This is a genomic window from Pseudomonas putida, from assembly GCF_005080685.1.
Classification (GTDB): Bacteria; Pseudomonadota; Gammaproteobacteria; order Pseudomonadales; family Pseudomonadaceae; genus Aquipseudomonas; species Aquipseudomonas putida_V.
The window spans coordinates 230,415-248,711 of record NZ_CP039371.1; the positions used below are offsets into that span (position 1 = coordinate 230,415).

The following is an 18,297-nucleotide window of genomic DNA, read 5'->3' on the forward strand; positions in this document are numbered from 1 at the left end:
CATGGTCTTCGCCTCGCTCGAGTTTCTGCTGCTGTTTCTTCCTGCGTTCATGCTGGTCTATGCATTGGCGCGGCCCTCGGGGCGAAACCTGGTGCTGTTGCTCGGCAGCTGGTTCTTCTATGGCTGGCTGAGCCCGGCCTTCCTGCTGCTGCACATCGTGCTGACGATCGGCGGCTGGCTGGGCGGGTTGCTGGTGGCCGGCACCGGCGAGACGACGTCGCGGCGCAAGCAGTTGCTGGCCGGGCTGATCGTCGTCAACACCTTGGTGCTGTGCTGGTACAAATACGCCAACATCGTCGCCGCCAGCTTCAACGAACTGCTCAGCGCCCATGGCGCGATGCCGTTCGAGTGGCAGAAGGTGGCGTTGCCGGCGGGGCTTTCGTTCATCGTCCTGCAGGTCATTTCCTACCTGGTCGATGTGCACCGCAAGGTAGTGCCGGTGGAGCGCAACTTCGCCAACTTCGCCACCTACCTGGCCATGTTCGGCCACTCCATCGCCGGGCCGATCATTCGCTATGACTGGGTTCGCCAGGAGCTGCGCCAGCGTTATTTCAACCCGCTGAACTTCGCCCTCGGTGCGCGCCGCTTCATGATCGGCATGAGCATGAAGGTGCTGGTGGCCGACAGCCTGTCGCCGTTGGTCGGCGTGGCGTTCACCCAGGAGTATCCGTCGTTCGTCGATGCCTGGATCGGCTGCCTGGCCTACTCGCTGCAGTTGTTCTTCGACTTCGCCGGCTACAGCGCCATGGCCATCGGGCTGGGCCTGATGCTCGGCTTCCATTTCCCGGAAAACTTCAACCATCCGTACTGGGCGCGCAACATCCAGGACTTCTGGCGGCGCTGGCACATCTCGCTGTCCAGCTGGCTGCGCGACTACCTGTACATCGGCTTGGGCGGCAACCGCCACGGGGTGTGGAAGACCTACCGCAACCTGTTCCTGATCATGGCCATCGGCGGCCTGTGGCACGGTGGCGACAGCTGGAACTACCTGCTCTGGGGCTGCGCCCATGGCATCGCCCTGTGCATCGACCGCGCCTGGACCCGCGCCGGCCTGCCTGACTTGCCAGCGTGGCTGGCGCACAGTGTGACGCTGCTGTTCGTGTGCCTGGCCTGGACCCTGTTCCGCGCCCCCGACTTCGCCACCGCGCTGAGTTTGTACGCTGGCCAGTTCGGCCTGCACGGCTTCGCCTTGGGCGATGCCCTGGCCGCCACCCTGCGCCCGGTGCATGGCCTGGCTGCGGGCCTGGGCGTGCTGTGCCTGTTGCTGCCGCTGTGGCAACAGCGGGCCGAGCAGCGCCTTGGCGAACACCGGGTAATGCGGGTGCTGGGCGCGGTGTGGCCGGTGCTGGGCTTCGCCCTGTCGTTCGCGCTGATCGCCAGTCGTGAAACCGTGCCGTTTCTCTACTTCCAGTTCTAAGGGGCGCCCATGTCGAAGAAAGATCCTTCCCTGGCGCCGGTGCCACCCAGCCCGATGATGATCCGGCTCAGCCCGTTGGCGGGCCTGTGCATGTTCGCCTTCATGCTGGCGGGGCTGGTTGCCTGCCTGTGGGCGATTTTCATCGGCAAGGTCAGCCTTTGGCCGGAGCACCTGAGCTGGCAGGGTGTGCGCGATGGCGAAATCACCCATCACATCGCCCATGAGCTGTCGCACGTGTCGCTGGCGCAACGCGCCGCCGACCTGGAGCGCGGCTTCAGCTGGCTGACCGTGGGCGACACCGGCCCACGTGTGCGCAGCGGCTGCCCCGGTTGGCTGTTCCTGGCCGACGAAACCCGTGTTCATCCGCATGCCCAGGCCAACGCCGAGGCACGGGCGATCAAGGTGGTGGCCGTGCGCGACTGGTTGGCGGCCCGCAACATTCGCCTGCTGGTGCTGCTGGTGCCGGACAAGAGCCGGATTGCCGCCGAGCAGCTGTGCAGCGTGGCCCGTGCGCCCGCGTTGCAAGGCCGCCTGCAGCAATGGAGGGCACGCTTGCAGCAAGCGGGCATCGCCACCGTCGACCCCACTGCGGCCTTGCAGGCAGTGGGTAGCGCGGCCTTCCTGCGCACCGACACGCACTGGAGCGAGCAGGGCGCGCAAGCCGCCGCGCAACAACTGGCCGCCGCCGTGCTGGCAAGCGGGATCACCCCGACGCCTGGGCAGACCTCGGTACGCACGCTGCTGCCGGCAGCGCGTCGCCCAGGCGACCTGGTGCGCCTGGCGGGGCTCGACTGGTTGCCCGAGCGCTTGCAGCCTGCCGGCGAAACCGTGGCGGCATCGCGCTTCGAGGTTCAGGCCAGCGCCACGGCGGGCAGCGAGGATGACCTGTTCGGTGACAGCCAATTGCCGAACATCGCGCTGATCGGCACCTCGTTCTCGCGCAACAGCAACTTCGTGCCGTTTCTCGAGCAGGGCATAGGTGCTAGCGTGGGTAACTTCGCCAAGGATGGGGGCGAATTCAGTGGCGCGGCGAAGGACTATTTCAGTAGCGAGGCCTTCAAGCTGACCCCTGCGCAGTTGCTGATCTGGGAGATCAACGAGCGCGACCTACAGAAGCCATTCAGCGATGACCTGACGTTACCCTAAGCGGGCTTGACGTCGTTCATATCGTTATTCGTTAACGGTATTTAAATTATTCTTCTTATGCATTTATAGTCGCTCCCACTGCGTACCCGCCGACCAATCGGCGCGCCGCACGACTTGAACCCACACGGGAAATCCCCGTGCGTTTCTAATCGTTGCGCGCCCAATTGAATGTCGCGCACTGCGTGGGAGTGAACCATGTCCGCCGCCTCGAACGCCTTGTCGTCCATCGACAGCGCCCAGCCGCAAGTATTTGAAATCCGTCCATTCTCCGGTGCCGTAGGCGCCGAGATCATCGGCCTGGACCTGGCCAAACCGGTCAACGCCGAGGATTTCAGCCGTATCCATCGCGCCCACCTCGATCACCATGTGCTGGTCTTTCGTGACCAGCGCATCACCCCCGAACAGCAGATCGCTTTCAGCCGCCGTTTCGGCGAGTTGCAGATCCACGTGCTCAAGCAGTTCCTGCTCACCGGTCATCCGGAAATCCTGATCGTATCCAACATCATCGAGAACGGTCAGAACATCGGCCTGGGCGATGCCGGCAAGTTCTGGCATTCCGACCTGTCGTACAAGGAACTGCCGAGCCTGGGCTCGATGCTGCATGCCCAGGAGCTGCCCAGCGAAGGCGGCGACACACTGTTCGCCGACATGCACAAAGCCTGGGACGCCGTGCCCGAGGCCCTGCGCAAGGTGGTCGAGAACCGCAGTGCTGCCCACTCCTACACCGCCCGTTACGCCGAGACCAAGTTCGAAGGCAACTGGCGCCCGACCCTCACCGCCGAGCAGCTTGCCCAGGTCCAGGAAGTCATTCACCCGGTGGTACGCACCCACCCGGAAAACGGTCGCAAGGCATTGTTCGTCAGCGAAGGCTTCACTACCCGCATCGTTGGCCTGCCCGACGACGAAAGCCGTGATGTGCTGCAGCAGCTGTACGCCCTGAGCGTGCTCGAGCAGAACATCTACCGTCACCAGTGGCAGCCCCATGACCTGGTGTTCTGGGACAACCGTTCGTTGATCCACCTGGCCACCGGCTGCCCCGCCCACCTGCGGCGCAAGTTGTACCGCACCACCATCCAGGGCGATGCCCCGTTCTGACGACTGAGGAACCGAACCATGCGTAAATCCATCAGCCGCCTGGCGGCAAGCATCGGCCTGGGCGCGAGCCTGGTCGTCGGCAGCCTGGCAGCCCCTGCCGTGGCCCAGGCCGAAGGCAAGATCCGCATCGCCGAGCAGTTCGGCATCGTCTACCTGCTGCTCAACGTGGTGCGTGACCAGCACCTGATCGAGAAACACGGCAAGGAGCAGGGCATCGACATCGAGGTCGACTGGGCCCAGTTGTCCGGTGGCTCGGCGATCAACGACGCGCTGCTGTCCGGCTCGGTGGACATCGCCGGGGCCGGTGTCGGCCCGCTGTTGACCGTCTGGGACCGCACCAAGGGCCGGCAGAACGTCAAGGCCGTGGCCTCGCTGGGCAACTTCCCTTACTACCTGGTCAGCAGTAACCCGAACGTGAAGACCATCGCCGATATATCCGAGAAGGACCGCATCGCCGTGCCGGCGGTGGGGGTCTCGGTGCAGTCGCGCTTCCTCCAGTACGCCGCTGCCCAGCAGTGGGGCGACAAGGAATACAACCGCCTCGACAAGTACACCCTGGCCGTACCGCATCCGGATGCCACCGCGGCCTTGCTGGCCGGTGGCACCGAGCTGAACGGGCATTTCTCCAACCCACCGTTCCAGGACCAGGTACTGGCCAACAAGGACGTGCACGTGGTGCTCAACAGCTACGACCTGCTCGGCCCCAACTCGCCGACGCTGCTGTTCGCCACCGAGAAATTCCGTCACGACAATCCCAAGACCTACAAGGCCTTCGTCGACGCGTTGGCTGAAGCGGCGGACTTTGCCCAGAAGGACAAGGCTGCTGCAGCGGACACCTACATCCGCGTGACCAAGGCCAAGATCGACCGCGACGCGCTGATCAAGCTGATCGACAACCCGCAGTACGAATTCACCGTCACGCCGAAGAACACCTACAAGCTCGCCGACTTCTTGTACCGGGTCGGGGCGATCAAGAACAAGCCGGCGTCGTGGAAGGATTATTTCTTCCAGGATGAACGCCCGCTGCAAGGGAGCTGACCGACCATGACCGCCCCATTGCCAGGCCACACGGCCAGCAACCTGAGCCGTGTCGCTACACCCGCGCTGCTCAAGGTGGACAACCTGAGCCTCGAATACCGCACTTCGCAACGCGTGGTGCGGGCCACCCACCAGGTCAGCTTCGAAATCGACCGCGCTGATCGTTTCGTCTTGCTGGGCCCGTCCGGCTGCGGCAAGTCCACGCTGCTCAAGGCCGTGGCCGGCTTCATCGAGCCCCAGGAAGGGCAGATCCTGCTGCAGGGCGAGCCGGTGCGCGGGCCTGGGCCTGATCGCATCGTGGTGTTCCAGGAGTTCGATCAATTGCCGCCGTGGAAGACGGTGAAGCAGAACGTCATGTTCCCGCTGCTGGTGTCCGGCCAGCTCAAGCGGGCCGAAGCCGAGGAGCGGGCCCTGCACTACCTGGACAAGGTCGGCCTGGCCAATTTCGCCGATGCGTATCCGCATACCCTGTCGGGCGGCATGAAGGCCCGGGTTTCGATTGCCCGGGCCCTGGCCACCCAGCCGAAGATCCTGCTGATGGACGAGCCGTTCGCCGCGCTCGACGCGCTGACCCGGCGCAAGATGCAGGAAGAGTTGCTGCTGTTGTGGGAAGAGGTGCGTTTCACCCTGTTGTTCGTCACCCATTCCATCGAGGAGGCGTTGGTGGTGGGCAATCGCATTCTGCTGCTGTCGCCCCACCCGGGGCGGGTTCGGGCCGAGGTGCACAGCCACCAGTACGACCTGGGCAGCCTTGGCGGCACCGAGTTCCAGGCCAGTGCGCGGCGCATCCACCGCTTGCTGTTCGACGAGGCCGAGGCGCCGGTCGAGGCCGCGGAACTTGGTTTCAACGACATCCGCATCGCCTACTGACAGGAGCTTCACCATGACCACTACACCTGTACGCCAGGAATACGAGGTGCAGCTGGAGCCCTTGCTCTCTGTGCCTGTGGAACGCCAACTGCCACTGGCCCAACGCCTCTGGCAACACGGTTGGCTGCGCAAGGCGGTGATCTTGCTGGTGATCGCCGCGCTGTGGGAGGGCGCTGCCCGCTACCAGGGCAACGACCTGCTGCTGCCAAGTTTCCTGCAGACCGCCGCTGCGCTCTGGGACGGCCTGATCAGTGGCGAGTTGCCGGCCAAGGTCGGCGTGTCGCTGGTGATTCTGCTCAAGGGTTACGTGCTGGGCATCGTCCTGGCGTTCGGCCTTACCAGCCTGGCGGTGTCGACCCAGTTGGGGCGCGATCTGCTGGGGACTCTGACCTCGATGTTCAACCCGTTACCGGCCATTGCCCTGTTGCCGCTGGCGCTGCTGTGGTTCGGGTTGGGCGACAATAGCCTGATCTTCGTGCTGGTGCATTCGGTGCTGTGGGCGCTGGCGCTCAACACCTACGCAGGCTTTCTCGGGGTTTCCGAGACCTTGCGCATGGCTGGGCGCAACTATGGCCTGAAGGGGCTGCGGCTGGTGCTGCACATTCTCGTGCCGGCGGCGCTGCCATCGATCCTGTCGGGGCTGAAGATCGGCTGGGCCTTTGCCTGGCGTACGCTGATCGCCGCCGAGCTGGTATTTGGCGCCAGCAGCGGCAAGGGCGGGCTGGGGTGGTACATCTTCCAGAACCGTAACGAGCTGTATACCGACAAGGTGTTTGCCGGGCTGGCGGTGGTGATCCTCATCGGGTTGCTGGTCGAAGGGTTGGTGTTCAATACCCTGGAGCGGTTGACCGTACGACGGTGGGGGATGCAGCGGTAGGTTTGTCTGTACCGGCCCTTTCGCGGGACGAGCCCGCTCCCACAGGTACACCACAGATCCGAAAAACTGTGGTGTGCCTGTGGGAGCGGGCTCGTCCCGCGAAAGGGCCGGTACAGCCAGCTAATTCCTGTACTGCGCCACCGCATTCTCCAGCGTCCGCGCGAGGTCCTCACGCACCGCCTCCGGCAACTCCACCACCACCTCGTCACCCTGGCTCAAGGCCCACCAGCGCAACGGCCATTCAGCATCCACCGTGGCCGACAGTCGATGCCCGCGCTCCAGGGCGGTCAACTGCATGTCCGCACTCAACGGCGCCTCGCGCAACTGCCGGGCGAGCCGATCGCTGACCCACGCCTGCAAGGCGATGCCATGCTCCGCTGCACTTTGCAGCCCGCCGGCCCGCAAATAACCCTGCAGGTCGAAATTGCCGCGCAGGTCACCCGCGGCAGTGGCCGACCAATGCCAGCCGAACGGAATGCTCTTGTCGTTGCGCTCCAGTGGGAAGATCAGCGACAGCTCGTTGAGGTCACGCTCGACGGTACGTTTGCTCACGCTGAAACCCACATCTCGCAGGCGCCACACCAGTTCGGCACTGGTGATGCCAGGGGGGCGGCTTGGCAGTTGGCGCAGCAGCGCCCATTGTCGGCTGAGGGTGGCGCGGGTGGTGGCAAACGGCAAAAGATAACGTCCTTGTCTAGGCTTGCTGCAACGGTTTGCGGCAATTGTCAGGGATCATGGCAATTGGCCACAACTTGCTCTGATCAACGAATGTGCAATTGGTTGCCTCATGCCGGTTCGTTCGCGACAGGTTTTGTCGTGGCGTCGCGCAGAATCACGCCTCAGCCACCGCGCTCGAGGGCGTGGGCCGTTCAATGAGGATGAACATGTCAGCTGTCAGCAATATCCACCCCTTGCTCGCCCGGCTGTTGCCCGAGCGGATCGTGGCGGCTCCACTGCCCGCTGGTAGGCGCCAGCGACAGTTCGCCGGCGTTGGCGTACCCAGCCAGCGGGCGCTGCTGATCAGCCGCCTGGACGAAGCGCCCGACCTGCAAGTGGTGTATGCCGACCTGCGGCGCCAGGCACTGGCCGGCAGCGTCAGTGCGTTGAACGACCTGGGCTGGATCTGGCTCAACGGCAAGTACTGGCGGGCCGATACCGTGCTGGCCCGGCACCTGTTGCGCATGGCTGCGCTGCAGGGCGATGCCGCGGCCTGGTTCAACCTGGGCCAGCAGATGTATTTCGGCAAGGGCATCGCGCCCTCCTACGAGCAGGCGGCCGAGTGCTACCGACAGGCGTTCGGGCTTGGCATGGCGGCGGCCGCAGCGGCGTTGGGCGACCTTTACGAGGAAGAAGTCTGCGACGCCGAACTGCCCTGGCAGGTGGACCCTCTTCGAGCTTACGAATGGTTCTTGCGCGGGGCCGAGCTCGGCGATGCGCGGTGCCGGTTCGAGGTCGGCTATCGGTTGTTGCATGGGCTGTATGTACCGGCGGATACCAAGGCGGCCCTGTACTGGTTGGAGCTGGCGGCCGCCACCGGGGTGATGCAGGCGGCGGAAGAACTGGCCGTGCATTTCAGCAGCCGCGATGGGGTGCGGTACCTGGGGTGGCGGGACCGGGCAGTGCAGTTGGGCAGCTCGCTGGCGCTGGCGATGAAACTGGAGGACCAGGTGCAGCCTTGAGGCCGGCCCAGACAGCCCCCACCGGCAAGATGAACAACAATTCATCCAGGCAACCCGTCGCCCGCTGTTGACGACAGGGGGAGGGCCAGGCGTATATTGATAGTTAGCAAACTATGAATATCCTTGGTTCTCCAAATGTCCCTTGATTCCCTGCGCCTCCAGGTCAGCAGCGGCATGGTCGTTGCCGGCCGGCACTGGCGACGCATCTGCCACGCGGCGCTGACCAGCTACGGTATCTCCGAGGCCTGCGCCGCGCCGCTGTTGATGATCGTGCGCCTGGGCGATGGTGTGCACCAGGTCGCCGTGGCCCAGGCCGCGGGGCTGGAAAGCCCGTCGCTGGTGCGCCTGCTCGACCAGCTGTGCAAGGCTGGCCTGGTGTGCCGCAGCGAAGACCCGCTGGACCGCCGCGCCAAGGCCCTGAGCCTTACCGCCGAAGGTCGTGTCCTGGCCGAAGCCATCGAGGCCGAGCTGGTGCGCGTGCGCCATGAAGTGCTGCAGGGCATCAGCGAAGCGGACCTGCAAGCCGCGCTGCGCGTGCTCCGCGCCTTCGAGGCCGCAGGCCTGGGCAACACCGGTGGGGCGCAATGAAGGGTTTCTTCAGCTCGGTCCCGCCTGCCCGTGACTGGTTCTACGGGGTACGCACATTCGCCGCGTCGATGATCGCCCTGTACATCGCCTTGCTCATGCAGCTGCCACGCCCGTACTGGGCAATGGCCACGGTGTACATCGTCTCCAGTCCGTTCGTCGGTCCAACCAGCTCCAAGGCCCTGTACCGCGCCCTGGGCACGCTGCTGGGCGCCGGTGGGGCGATCTTCCTGGTGCCGCCGCTGGTGCAGTCGCCGCTGTTGCTGTCGGTGGCCATTGCCCTCTGGACCGGCACCTTGCTGTTTCTCTCGCTGAACCTGCGCACGGCCAACAACTACGTGCTGATGCTGGCCGGCTACACCCTGCCGATGATCGCCCTGGCGGTGGTCGACAACCCTACGGCGGTGTTCGATGTGGCCACCTCGCGGGCCCAGGAAATCTGCCTGGGCATCGTCTGCGCTGCCGTGGTCGGCGCGATCTTCTGGCCGCGCCGGTTGGCCCCGGTGGTGGTCGGCTCGACCGGCAACTGGTTCAGCGAAGCGATCCGCTACAGCGACGCCTACCTGGCCCGCGACCTCGCCACCGACAAGGTAGGCAGCATGCGCGCCTCGATGGTCGCCACCTTCAACACCCTGGAAATGATGATCGGTCAGCTCGGCCATGAAGGCGCCGGCCCGCACACCGTGAAGAACGCCCGCGAGCTGCGCGGGCGGATGATCCACCTGCTGCCGGTGATCGATGCCCTGGATGACGCGCTGGTGGCGCTCAAGGGCCGCGCGCCGGCTCAGTTCGCCCAGTTGCAACCGGTACTGGAAGCTGCGCGACAGTGGCTCGAAGGCACCGCCAAGGATGCCTCGCTGGCGCGCTGGACCGCCTTGCACGAGCAGATCGACCGCCTGCAGCCCAGCGCTGCAGCCCTCGACCAGCGCGCCGAGCTGCTGTTGTCCAATGCCCTCTACCGCCTCTGCGAATGGGTCGATTTGTGGCAGGACTGCTGCGCCCTGCAGCATGCCCTGCGCCTGGACGACGCCACGCCGTGGCGCGCTGCCTACCGGCACTGGCGGCTGGGTCGGTTGACGCCGTTCTTCGACCGCGGCCTGATGCTCTATTCGGTGTTCTCCACGGTCACCGCGATCATCGTCGCCAGCGGCCTGTGGATCCTTCTCGGCTGGAACGACGGCGGCAGCGCGGTGATTCTCGCCGCCGTGGCCTGCAGCTTCTTCGCTGCGATGGACGACCCGGCGCCACAGATCTACCGCTTCTTCTTCTGGACGCTGATGTCGGTGATCTTCTCCAGCGTCTACCTGTTCCTGGTACTGCCCAACCTGCATGATTTCCCCATGCTGGTGCTGGCCTTCGCCGTGCCGTTCATTTGCGTCGGCACCCTGACCGTGCAGCCGCGCTTCTATCTCGGCACCTTGCTGACCATCGTCAACACGGCCACCTTCATCAGCATTCAGGGCGCCTACGACGCCGATTTCCTGACCTTCATCAACGCCAACCTGGCAGGTCCCGTGGGCTTGCTGTTCGCCTTCATCTGGACCCTGCTGCTGCGCCCCTTCGGTGTGGAACTGGCGGCCAAGCGCATGACCCGTTTCGCCTGGCGCGACATCGTCGAGATCACTTACCCGGCCAACCTTGCCGAGCACCGCCAGCTCGGCGTGCAGATGCTCGACCGGCTGATGCAGCACCTGCCGCGCCTGTCGCAGACCGGCCAGGACAGTGGCGTGGCCCTGCGCGACCTGCGCGTGGGCCTGAACCTGCTCGACCTGCAGGCGTACATGCCGCGCGTCGGCGTGCAGGCCCGCGAGCGGCTGCAAACGGTCATCGCCGAGGTCGGCAGCCATTACGCGGCCTGTCTGCGCGCCAACCAGCGCTTGCACGCGCCGGCCGAACTGCTGCGCAGCATGGAGCGGGCGCGCCAGGGCCTGGCCCTGGACCAGGGGCATGAGCGTGGCGATGCCCGCCTGCACCTGCTGCATGCCCTGAGCGGCCTGCGCCTGGCCTTGCTGCCGGGGGTCGAGGTGATGCTCGAGCCAAGCGAACAACCGCAACTGCCCCACGGCATCGATGGAGCGCCACTGTGATTGGTGATCTGGATATCAGCGGGGTGTTCCTGCCCACGCTGCTGGTGATGATGGTGTTCACCTACCTGCTGTTCCTGGGCGTGCACGCCGTGCTGGTGCGCCTGCACTTCTACCGCCTGGTCTGGCACCGGGCGTTGTTCAACGTTGCCCTCTACGCCGTGATGCTGGGCGCGGTCGACCACTTTTGCCGAAACCTGATGCTGCCATGAAAAAACCTTTGTTGACCTTGGGCCGCGTGGTCCTGACCTTGCTGGTAGTGAGCTTCGCCGCCGTGCTCGTGTGGCAGATGGTGGTTTACTACCTGTTCGCCCCCTGGACCCGCGACGGCCACATCCGTGCCGACGTGATCCAGATCGCCCCGGACGTCTCCGGCCTGATCCAGAAGGTCGAGGTGCGCGACAACCAGGTGGTCAAGCGCGGCGACGTGCTGTTCACCATCGACCAGGATCGCTTCACCCTGGCCTTGCGCCAGGCCAAGGCGACCCTCGCCGAGCGCCAGGAAACCCTGGCCCAGGCTTCGCGCGAAGCGCTGCGTAACCGCAAGCTGGGTAACTTGGTGGCAGCCGAGCAGCTCGAAGAGAGCCAGTCGCGCGAGGCCCGTGCCCGCTCGGCGGCCAACGAGGCGCAGGTGGCGGTCGATGCGGCCCAGCTCAACCTCGATCGCTCGGTGATCCGCAGTCCGGTGGACGGTTACCTGAACGACCGCGCGCCGCGTAACCACGAGTTCGTCACCGCTGGCCGGCCAGTGCTGTCGGTGGTCGACAGTGCCTCGTACCACGTCGACGGTTACTTCGAGGAAACCAAGCTGGGCGGCATTCATATCGGCGATGCCGTGGACATCCGCGTGATGGGCGACAACACCCGCCTGCGCGGCCACGTGCAAAGCTTTGCCGCGGGCATCGAGGACCGCGACCGGGTCAGCGGCGCCAACCTGTTGCCCAACGTCAACCCGGCGTTCAGCTGGGTGCGCCTGGCCCAGCGTATCCCGGTGCGCATCGCCTTCGACGAAGTGCCACAGGACTTCCGCATGATCGCCGGGCGTACCGCCACAGTCTCGATCATCGAGGGCCAGCGTCCATGAAACAGCTGATCCTGGCCGGTATATGCCTGTCGTTGGGGGCGTGCATGATGGTCGGCCCCGACTATGAAGTGCCCAAGGATGCGGCGGTGCAACGCAGCGACCTCAATGGCCCGCTGCGCCAGGATGCAGACAGTGTGGTGTCGGCGCCGGTCCCGGAGGATTGGTGGCAGCTGTATCAGGATCAACGCCTCAATGAACTGGTGCGCCAGGCCCTGAGCGCCAATACCGAATTGCGCGTGGCGGCGGCCAACATCGCCAAGGCGCGTGCCCAGGTCGAGGTGGCCGAGTCGCAGGGTGGTTTCAATGGTGGCATCAAGGCCGGCGCCCAGCGTCTGCAGGAATCCGGCGAGGCGTTTCTGCTGACCGAGAAGGTGCCAGTGGCCAACATCGGTGAGGCCATCATCAGCGCCTCGTACCAGTTCGACCTGTGGGGCACGTTCAAGCGCGGCACCGAGGCCGCCAAGGCCAACGCCGATGCCGTGCAGGCCGCTGCCGACACGGCGCGCATCACCCTGGTGGCCGATGTGGTCAAGGCCTACACCCAGGTCTGCTCGGCCAACGAGGAATACCACATCGCCCGCGAGTCGCTCGACCTGCAGCAACAGAGCGTGCAACTGACCCAGCGCCTGCGCGACGCCGGCCGCGGTGACGAGACCCAGGTCACGCGCTCGCAGACCCAGTTCAAGTCGTTGCGCGCCGAGCTGCCACGCTTCAAGGCCGAGCGCGAAACGGGGCTGTACACCTTGGCCGCGTTGTTGGCCAAGCCGGTCGATCAACTGCCGGCGGGCACCGCCGATTGCGCCGAGCTGCCGCACCTGGCGCAGCGGGTGCCGGTCGGCGACGGTGCCGCCCTGCTCAAGCGTCGCCCGGACGTGCGCCAGGCCGAACGCCAGCTGGCGGCGGCCACGGCGAATATCGGCGTAGCCACCGGCGCGTTGTACCCGGATATCAGCATCGGCGCCCAGGTGGGCACCATTGGTATCCTCGAAAACCTCGGCGACCCGGCGACCAACCGCTGGGGCATCGGCCCACAGATCAGCTGGACCATCCCCACCAACGGTACCCGCGCGCGCATCCGCATGGCCGAAGCCTCGACCCAGGCGGCCCTGGCGAATTTCGACGGGGTGGTGCTCAATGCCATCCGCGAGACCCAGACCCGACTCGCGCAGTACAGCGCGCTGCTCGATCGCCGCGATGCCCTTGCAGAAGCCGAGGAGTCGGCCAAGCAGGCAGCGGAGCAGACCCACCAGTACTTCCAGGCCGGGCGGGAGTCGTTCCTGGCCGATCTGCAGGCAACCCGTGCGTACACCGACATGCGTGCGCAGCTGGCGGCAGCGAACAGTCAGGTGGCGATGGGGCAGATTGGGGTGTTCCTGGCGTTGGGCGGTGGTTGGAAGGATGCGGCCGGGCGTTGATGCCCGGTCGCATTCCCCTGTAGGAGCCGGCTTGCCGGCGATAGGGCCGCTAAAGCCGCAATCAAAACCAGATCGCATCCCAGTGTGGATAATCGCCAATCCGTCCAACCAGCCCCGCCCGTTTCGGGTTCATGACGACATACCTCGCCACCGCCTGCACATCCTCCTCCCGGCGTAGTGCCCGGTCATGGAAGCCTTTCTGCCAGAGTCGTCCGTGCCGGCACTGATGGGTGTTGATGGCTAGGGTGCTGCGCGATTTCACCCGCCGCATCAAGGCATGTGGCTGCACGGGCCCCAGTTCGATCAACCAGTGGAAATGATCCGGCATGATTACCCATGCCAGCGACCTGGCTGCGGCTTCCTGCTCGGCTTGGCGGAACTGGGCGACCAGTAGGCGGGCCGAGTGAAAATCGGCGAGGATCGGGGCCCGGTGCAGGGTGGTGCTGGTGAGCAGGTAAAGGCGGCTGGTTTTCCGAGAATCTGCCGAGTCTGAGCTGACCTGCATGGGGACGGTCCATGTACCCTGGCTCCTGATGAATTGCTCGTCAGGTTAATCGCATCGGGACCGCCATGAGGGTAGGTATTGGATACGGGGTATTTCAGGGGAACTGTGGCGACCCCATCGCCGGCAAGCCGGCTCCTACAGTAGGAGCCGGCTTGCCGGCGATCGAGGGCATAGCCCTCGCAGGAGGTTCAGCGCGAAGCCAGCAACGCCTTGCCACGCACCACCGCAGTCAGCACCTGCTTGGGTGCGGTACCGCCGATGTGATCACGGGCGTTCACCGAGCCTTCCAGGGTCAGCACGGCGAACACGTCCTGGTCGATCTGGTCGCTGAACTGGCGCAGTTCCTCGAGGCTCATCTCGGCCAGGTCCTTGCCGGTGTCGACGCCGTACTTCACGGCATGGCCGACGATTTCGTGGCAGTCACGGAACGGCAGGCCACGACGCACCAGGTAGTCGGCGAGGTCGGTGGCGGTGGAGAAGCCGCGCAGGGCCGCTTCGCGCATGATCGCATGACGCGGCTTGATGGCCGGGATCATGTCGGCGAAGGCGCGCAGCGAGTCGCGCAGGGTGTCGGCGGCGTCGAACAGCGGCTCCTTGTCTTCCTGGTTGTCCTTGTTGTAGGCCAGCGGTTGGCCTTTCATCAGGGTCAGCAGGCCGGTCAGGGCGCCGAAGACACGGCCGCTCTTGCCGCGTACCAGTTCCGGCACGTCCGGGTTCTTCTTCTGCGGCATGATCGAGCTGCCGGTGCAGAAGCGATCGGGCAGGTCGATGAACTGGAACTGGGCGCTGGTCCACAGCACCAGCTCTTCGGAGAAGCGCGACAGGTGCATCATCGCCACGCTCGCCGCCGCGCAGAATTCGATGGCGAAATCGCGGTCCGAGACGCTGTCCAGCGAGTTGCCGCCGACGGCTTCGAAGCCCAGCAGCTGGCAAGTCAGCTCACGGTCGATCGGGTAGGTGGTGCCGGCCAGCGCGGCGCTGCCCAGGGGCATGCGGTTGGTGCGCTTGCGGCAGTCGACCAGGCGCTCGTAGTCGCGGCTGAGCATTTCGAACCAGGCCAGCAAGTGATGGCCGAAGGTGACAGGCTGGGCGGTTTGCAGGTGGGTGAAGCCCGGCATGATGGTCGCGGCTTCGCGCTCGGCCTGCTCCAGCAGGCCTTCCTGCAGGCGGGTGATCTCGGCGAGGATCAGGTCGATCTCGTCGCGCAGCCACAGGCGGATGTCGGTGGCGACCTGGTCGTTGCGGCTACGGCCGGTATGCAGCTTCTTGCCGGTGATGCCGATGCGGTCGGTCAGGCGTGCCTCGATGTTCATGTGCACGTCCTCGAGGTCGACGCGCCACTCGAAGGTGCCGGCCTCGATTTCGCCCTGAATGGTCTTCAGGCCATCGATGATGGTGTCGCGCTCGGCATCGCTGAGGACGCCGACCTGCGCCAGCATGGTGGCGTGGGCGATCGAACCCATGATGTCGTGGCGGTACAGGCGCTTGTCGAAGTCGACCGAGGCGGTGAAGCGGGCGACGAATGCGTCGACGGGTTCACTGAAGCGGCCGCCCCAGGACTGATTGGTCTTGTCGGTGCTCATGGATTCACTCGTTGAAGGCGTGAACGAAAAAGTGCCGCCGATGATAGCAGGGTTGAAGGCCCAGCCGCAGGGCGCTGGTCGTGAGAAACGGCCGGAAAATCCTGGGCAGTGGGGCGCCAGGGATATTTATCGATTGAACGGCAGTGTTCCACGGACCGTCTACAGTTGGACAGAGGCCTGGCAGCGATTCTGCCGGCGCAGTGAATCTTTGGCCTTCGCACCGGTCTAGAGCGTGACCGCAGTGTCGCTCGACCTGCATCTGTCTACGCTTACCCTGTGCGAGACTCACTCAGGAATCCAGAGCAACTATGAATGTCCTGATCGTTGATGATGAACCCCTGGCCCGCGAACGCCTGAGCCGGCTGTTGACCGAGCTGGAGGGGTACACCGTGCTGGAGCCCAGCGCCACCAACGGCGAGGAGGCCTTGGCCCTGATCGAAAGCCTCAAGCCCGATGTCGTCTTGCTCGACATCGGCATGCCGGGCCTGGACGGCCTGCAGGTCGCCGCACGCCTGTGCGAGCGCGAAGCGCCACCGGCGGTGGTGTTCTGCACCGGCGACGATGAATATGGCGTCGAGGCCTTCAGGGACAGCACCCTCAGCCACGTGACCAAACCGATCCAAGCCCAGGCCCTGCGCGATGCCCTGCGCAAGGCAGAAAAACCCAACCGTGCCCAGTTGGCCGCGCTCACTCGGCCCGCCAATGAAGGCGGTGGCCCGCGTAGCCATATCAGCGCGCGAACCCGCAAGGGTATCGAGCTGATCCCCTTGCCCCAGGTCATCTATTTCATTGCCGACCACAAGTACGTCACCTTGCGGCACGAGACCGGCGAGGTGCTGCTCGACGAGCCACTCAAGGCCCTGGAAGACGAGTTCGGCGAGCGTTTCGTGCGCATCCACCGCAACGCCCTGGTGGCACGCGAACGCATCGAGCGCTTGCAGCGCACGCCGCTCGGGCACTTCCAGCTGTACCTCAAGGGCCTGGATGGCGATGCCTTGACCGTGAGCCGCCGGCACGTGGCGGGCGTGCGCAAGATGATGCAGACGCTTTGAGCGCGCACCGGCCCCATCCGCGACACGTTGCGCGGGTGGAGCCGGTGCTGGCAGCAACGGGATCATGACCCACATCTGCTAGCGATGCCGACGGAGCTGTTATCATCGGCGGCATTTCTCTGCATCGGGGCGTTCCATGTCCACTCGCGAAATCCGCATTGCCACCCGTAAAAGTGCCTTGGCCCTGTGGCAGGCCGAATACGTCAAAGCCCGCCTCGAGCAAGCCCATCCTGGCCTGCGCGTTACCCTGGTGCCGATGGTCAGCCGCGGCGACAAGCTGCTCGATGCCCCGCTGGCCAAGATTGGCGGCAAGGGCCTGTTCGTCAAGGAGCTGGAAACCGCGCTGCTCGACAACGAAGCCGACATCGCCGTGCACTCGATGAAGGACGTGCCCATGGATTTCCCCGAGGGCCTTGGGCTGTACTGCATCTGCGAGCGTGAAGACCCGCGCGACGCTTTTGTTTCCAATCATTTCTCCAGCCTCGATGCGCTGCCTGCCGGTAGCGTGGTCGGCACCTCCAGCCTGCGCCGCCAGGCACAGTTGCTGGCGCGGCGGCCAGACCTGGAAATCCGCTTTCTGCGGGGTAACGTCAATACCCGCCTGGCCAAGCTCGATGCCGGTGAATACGACGCCATCATCCTCGCTGCGGCCGGCCTGATTCGCCTCGGCTTCGAACAGCGCATCACTGCCTCCATCAGTGTCGACGACAGCCTTCCGGCAGGGGGCCAGGGGGCGGTGGGTATCGAGTGCCGCAGCGCCGACCACGAGATCCATGCACTGCTGGCGCCGCTGCACCACCTCGACACCGCCGACCGGGTGGTTGCCGAGCGCGCCCTGAACAAACGCCTCAATGGCGGCTGCCAGGTGCCTATCGCCTGTTATGCCGTGCTCGAAGGGGATCAGCTGTGGCTGCGCGGCCTGGTCGGCCAGCCGAGTGGCGGTACCTTGCTGGTCGCCGATGCCCGCGCCCCGCGCAGCGCTGCCGAGGCCCTCGGCGTGCAGGTGGCGCAGGACCTGCTGGGTCAGGGCGCCGAGGCCATCCTCAAGGAAGTCTATGGCGAGGCCGGGCACACGTGAGCCCCTGGCGCCTGTTGCTGACCCGGCCCGAAGAGGACTGCGCGGCACTGGCGCAGTACCTTGCGGCGCAGGGCGTGGCCAGTGTCAGCCTGCCCTTGCTGGCCATCGAGCCGGAGCCACTGGACGCGCCCAGGCGCGGCTTGCTGGCTGCGCTGGCGGGCTGCCAGGCGATCATCGTGGTCAGCAAGCCGGCAGCCAGGCTGTTGCTCGAGCGGCTTGCCGAAGCTTGTGTGCAGCCGCCGCGCACGGGCTGGTTCAGTGTCGGCGAGGCCACCGCCGGCGTGCTCCAGGCCGCCGGCCTGGAGGTGACCTTCCCGGCCCAGGGCGATGACAGCGAGGCCTTGCTTGCCAACCCCACCCTGCGCCAGGCTGTCGCCACACCCGGGGCGCGGGTGCTGATCGTGCGCGGCGTCGGAGGTCGCGAACTGCTGGCAGAGCGTCTTGGAGAGCAAGGTGCTAGTGTCGATTATCTGGAACTGTATCGCCGCCGCCTGCCGCAATACCCGGCCGGTACGCTGATGCAGCGCATCGAAGCGGAACACCTCAACGGCCTGGTGGTCAGCAGTGGGCAGGGTCTTGAACATTTGCGTCAGATGGCCGGGGGCGACTGGCCGCGCGTGGCGCGCCTGACGCTGTTCGTGCCGAGCCCACGGGTCGCCGAGCAGGCCAGGGCCGCCGGGGCCCAACAGGTTGTGGATTGCCGTGGCGCCAGCGCCGCGGCCTTGCTGGCAGCCGTGCAGCGCAGCGCTGCACCTGCCTCCTAAGGCGCTAAGCTAGGGCGATGCGCCT

General features: G+C 65.5%; 17 protein-coding genes and 1 pseudogene. 15 read left to right on the top strand and 3 right to left on the bottom strand.

Going from position 1 to position 18,297, the window contains the following annotated elements; all coding sequences use genetic code 11:
* Position 1 precedes the first annotated feature (1 nt).
* The 6 genes from E6B08_RS01105 (at position 2) to E6B08_RS01130 (ending at position 6,443) form a co-directional block, all read left to right on the top strand.
* The gene (locus tag E6B08_RS01105; RefSeq protein ID WP_136912399.1) at positions 2-1,417 is read left to right on the top strand and encodes an MBOAT family O-acyltransferase; all 1,416 of its coding nucleotides are present in this window, start codon (positions 2-4) and stop codon (positions 1,415-1,417) included.
* A gap of 9 nt (positions 1,418-1,426) precedes the next feature.
* Positions 1,427-2,563, top strand: coding sequence for an alginate O-acetyltransferase AlgX-related protein (locus tag E6B08_RS01110; RefSeq protein ID WP_136912400.1), 1,137 nt, complete (start codon positions 1,427-1,429; stop codon positions 2,561-2,563).
* A 195-nt stretch (positions 2,564-2,758) separates the two neighbouring features.
* Positions 2,759-3,658 (top strand): TauD/TfdA dioxygenase family protein, encoded by a 900-nt coding sequence (locus E6B08_RS01115; protein ID WP_136912401.1) that lies wholly within the window; start codon positions 2,759-2,761, stop codon positions 3,656-3,658.
* An 18-nt stretch (positions 3,659-3,676) separates the two neighbouring features.
* The gene (locus tag E6B08_RS01120) at positions 3,677-4,696 is read left to right on the top strand and encodes an ABC transporter substrate-binding protein (protein WP_136912402.1); all 1,020 of its coding nucleotides are present in this window, start codon (positions 3,677-3,679) and stop codon (positions 4,694-4,696) included.
* A gap of 6 nt (positions 4,697-4,702) precedes the next feature.
* Positions 4,703-5,566, top strand: a complete 864-nt coding sequence (locus tag E6B08_RS01125) for an ABC transporter ATP-binding protein (protein WP_136912403.1) — start codon at positions 4,703-4,705, stop codon at positions 5,564-5,566.
* 13 nt (positions 5,567-5,579) lie between these two features.
* A complete protein-coding gene (locus tag E6B08_RS01130) occupies positions 5,580-6,443 on the top strand; it encodes an ABC transporter permease (protein WP_136912404.1) in 864 nt (287 codons plus the stop codon).
* A 120-nt stretch (positions 6,444-6,563) separates the two neighbouring features.
* Here E6B08_RS01130 and E6B08_RS01135 read toward each other — a convergent pair whose 3' ends face one another.
* On the bottom strand, positions 6,564-7,121 hold the full coding sequence (locus E6B08_RS01135; protein ID WP_136912405.1) for a WYL domain-containing protein: 558 nt from the start codon (positions 7,119-7,121) through the stop codon (positions 6,564-6,566).
* A 206-nt stretch (positions 7,122-7,327) separates the two neighbouring features.
* Between E6B08_RS01135 and E6B08_RS01140 the strand changes: the two genes are divergently transcribed.
* The 6 genes from E6B08_RS01140 to E6B08_RS01165 all read left to right on the top strand — a co-directional run bounded on the left by E6B08_RS01140 (position 7,328) and on the right by E6B08_RS01165 (position 13,290).
* Complete coding sequence (locus E6B08_RS01140) at positions 7,328-8,122, top strand: tetratricopeptide repeat protein (protein WP_136912406.1); 795 nt, start codon at positions 7,328-7,330, stop codon at positions 8,120-8,122.
* A 135-nt stretch (positions 8,123-8,257) separates the two neighbouring features.
* Entirely contained in the window at positions 8,258-8,710 is a 453-nt protein-coding gene (locus tag E6B08_RS01145) for a MarR family winged helix-turn-helix transcriptional regulator (RefSeq protein WP_136912407.1), read from the top strand.
* The gene (locus tag E6B08_RS01150) at positions 8,707-10,794 is read left to right on the top strand and encodes an FUSC family protein (RefSeq protein WP_136912408.1); all 2,088 of its coding nucleotides are present in this window, start codon (positions 8,707-8,709) and stop codon (positions 10,792-10,794) included. Before E6B08_RS01145 ends, E6B08_RS01150 begins: the two co-directional genes overlap by 4 nt.
* Positions 10,791-11,003: a DUF1656 domain-containing protein gene (locus E6B08_RS01155; protein WP_136912409.1), complete on the top strand. Its 213-nt coding sequence runs from the start codon at positions 10,791-10,793 to the stop codon at positions 11,001-11,003. The genes E6B08_RS01150 and E6B08_RS01155 overlap by 4 nt, the downstream gene beginning before the upstream one ends.
* A complete protein-coding gene (locus E6B08_RS01160; protein WP_136912410.1) occupies positions 11,000-11,875 on the top strand; it encodes an HlyD family secretion protein in 876 nt (291 codons plus the stop codon). Before E6B08_RS01155 ends, E6B08_RS01160 begins: the two co-directional genes overlap by 4 nt.
* Positions 11,872-13,290: an efflux transporter outer membrane subunit gene (locus E6B08_RS01165; protein ID WP_136912411.1), complete on the top strand. Its 1,419-nt coding sequence runs from the start codon at positions 11,872-11,874 to the stop codon at positions 13,288-13,290. Before E6B08_RS01160 ends, E6B08_RS01165 begins: the two co-directional genes overlap by 4 nt.
* A 61-nt stretch (positions 13,291-13,351) precedes the next feature.
* Here the strand turns inward: E6B08_RS01165 and E6B08_RS01170 are convergent.
* Together E6B08_RS01170 and argH are read right to left on the bottom strand one after the other, a co-directional pair.
* Positions 13,352-13,808 (bottom strand): annotated as a pseudogene (locus tag E6B08_RS01170) (REP-associated tyrosine transposase).
* Positions 13,809-13,983: 175 nt separating this feature from the next.
* The gene (argH, locus tag E6B08_RS01175) at positions 13,984-15,378 is read right to left on the bottom strand and encodes an argininosuccinate lyase (protein WP_136912412.1); all 1,395 of its coding nucleotides are present in this window, start codon (positions 15,376-15,378) and stop codon (positions 13,984-13,986) included.
* A 308-nt stretch (positions 15,379-15,686) separates the two neighbouring features.
* Between argH and E6B08_RS01180 the strand changes: the two genes are divergently transcribed.
* From E6B08_RS01180 to E6B08_RS01190, 3 genes are all read left to right on the top strand, one after another.
* Positions 15,687-16,430: a LytR/AlgR family response regulator transcription factor gene (locus tag E6B08_RS01180; protein WP_136912413.1), complete on the top strand. Its 744-nt coding sequence runs from the start codon at positions 15,687-15,689 to the stop codon at positions 16,428-16,430.
* 136 nt (positions 16,431-16,566) lie between these two features.
* Complete coding sequence (gene hemC, locus E6B08_RS01185; protein WP_136912414.1) at positions 16,567-17,508, top strand: hydroxymethylbilane synthase; 942 nt, start codon at positions 16,567-16,569, stop codon at positions 17,506-17,508.
* Positions 17,505-18,272, top strand: a complete 768-nt coding sequence (locus E6B08_RS01190) for a uroporphyrinogen-III synthase (RefSeq protein ID WP_136912415.1) — start codon at positions 17,505-17,507, stop codon at positions 18,270-18,272. The genes hemC and E6B08_RS01190 overlap by 4 nt, the downstream gene beginning before the upstream one ends.
* Positions 18,273-18,297: the final 25 nt, after the last annotated feature.

Coding starts and splice junctions, on each gene's coding strand:
- argH (WP_136912412.1), bottom strand. CDS start 15,378: ATGAGCACCGACAAGACCAATCAGTCCTGGGGCGGCCGCTTCAGTGAA.
- E6B08_RS01180 (WP_136912413.1), top strand. CDS start 15,687: ATGAATGTCCTGATCGTTGATGATGAACCCCTGGCCCGCGAACGCCTG.
- E6B08_RS01120 (WP_136912402.1), top strand. CDS start 3,677: ATGCGTAAATCCATCAGCCGCCTGGCGGCAAGCATCGGCCTGGGCGCG.
- E6B08_RS01145 (WP_136912407.1), top strand. CDS start 8,258: ATGTCCCTTGATTCCCTGCGCCTCCAGGTCAGCAGCGGCATGGTCGTT.
- E6B08_RS01140 (WP_136912406.1), top strand. CDS start 7,328: ATGTCAGCTGTCAGCAATATCCACCCCTTGCTCGCCCGGCTGTTGCCC.
- E6B08_RS01165 (WP_136912411.1), top strand. CDS start 11,872: ATGAAACAGCTGATCCTGGCCGGTATATGCCTGTCGTTGGGGGCGTGC.
- E6B08_RS01150 (WP_136912408.1), top strand. CDS start 8,707: ATGAAGGGTTTCTTCAGCTCGGTCCCGCCTGCCCGTGACTGGTTCTAC.
- E6B08_RS01160 (WP_136912410.1), top strand. CDS start 11,000: ATGAAAAAACCTTTGTTGACCTTGGGCCGCGTGGTCCTGACCTTGCTG.
- E6B08_RS01105 (WP_136912399.1), top strand. CDS start 2: ATGGTCTTCGCCTCGCTCGAGTTTCTGCTGCTGTTTCTTCCTGCGTTC.
- E6B08_RS01110 (WP_136912400.1), top strand. CDS start 1,427: ATGTCGAAGAAAGATCCTTCCCTGGCGCCGGTGCCACCCAGCCCGATG.
- E6B08_RS01130 (WP_136912404.1), top strand. CDS start 5,580: ATGACCACTACACCTGTACGCCAGGAATACGAGGTGCAGCTGGAGCCC.
- hemC (WP_136912414.1), top strand. CDS start 16,567: ATGTCCACTCGCGAAATCCGCATTGCCACCCGTAAAAGTGCCTTGGCC.
- E6B08_RS01115 (WP_136912401.1), top strand. CDS start 2,759: ATGTCCGCCGCCTCGAACGCCTTGTCGTCCATCGACAGCGCCCAGCCG.
- E6B08_RS01125 (WP_136912403.1), top strand. CDS start 4,703: ATGACCGCCCCATTGCCAGGCCACACGGCCAGCAACCTGAGCCGTGTC.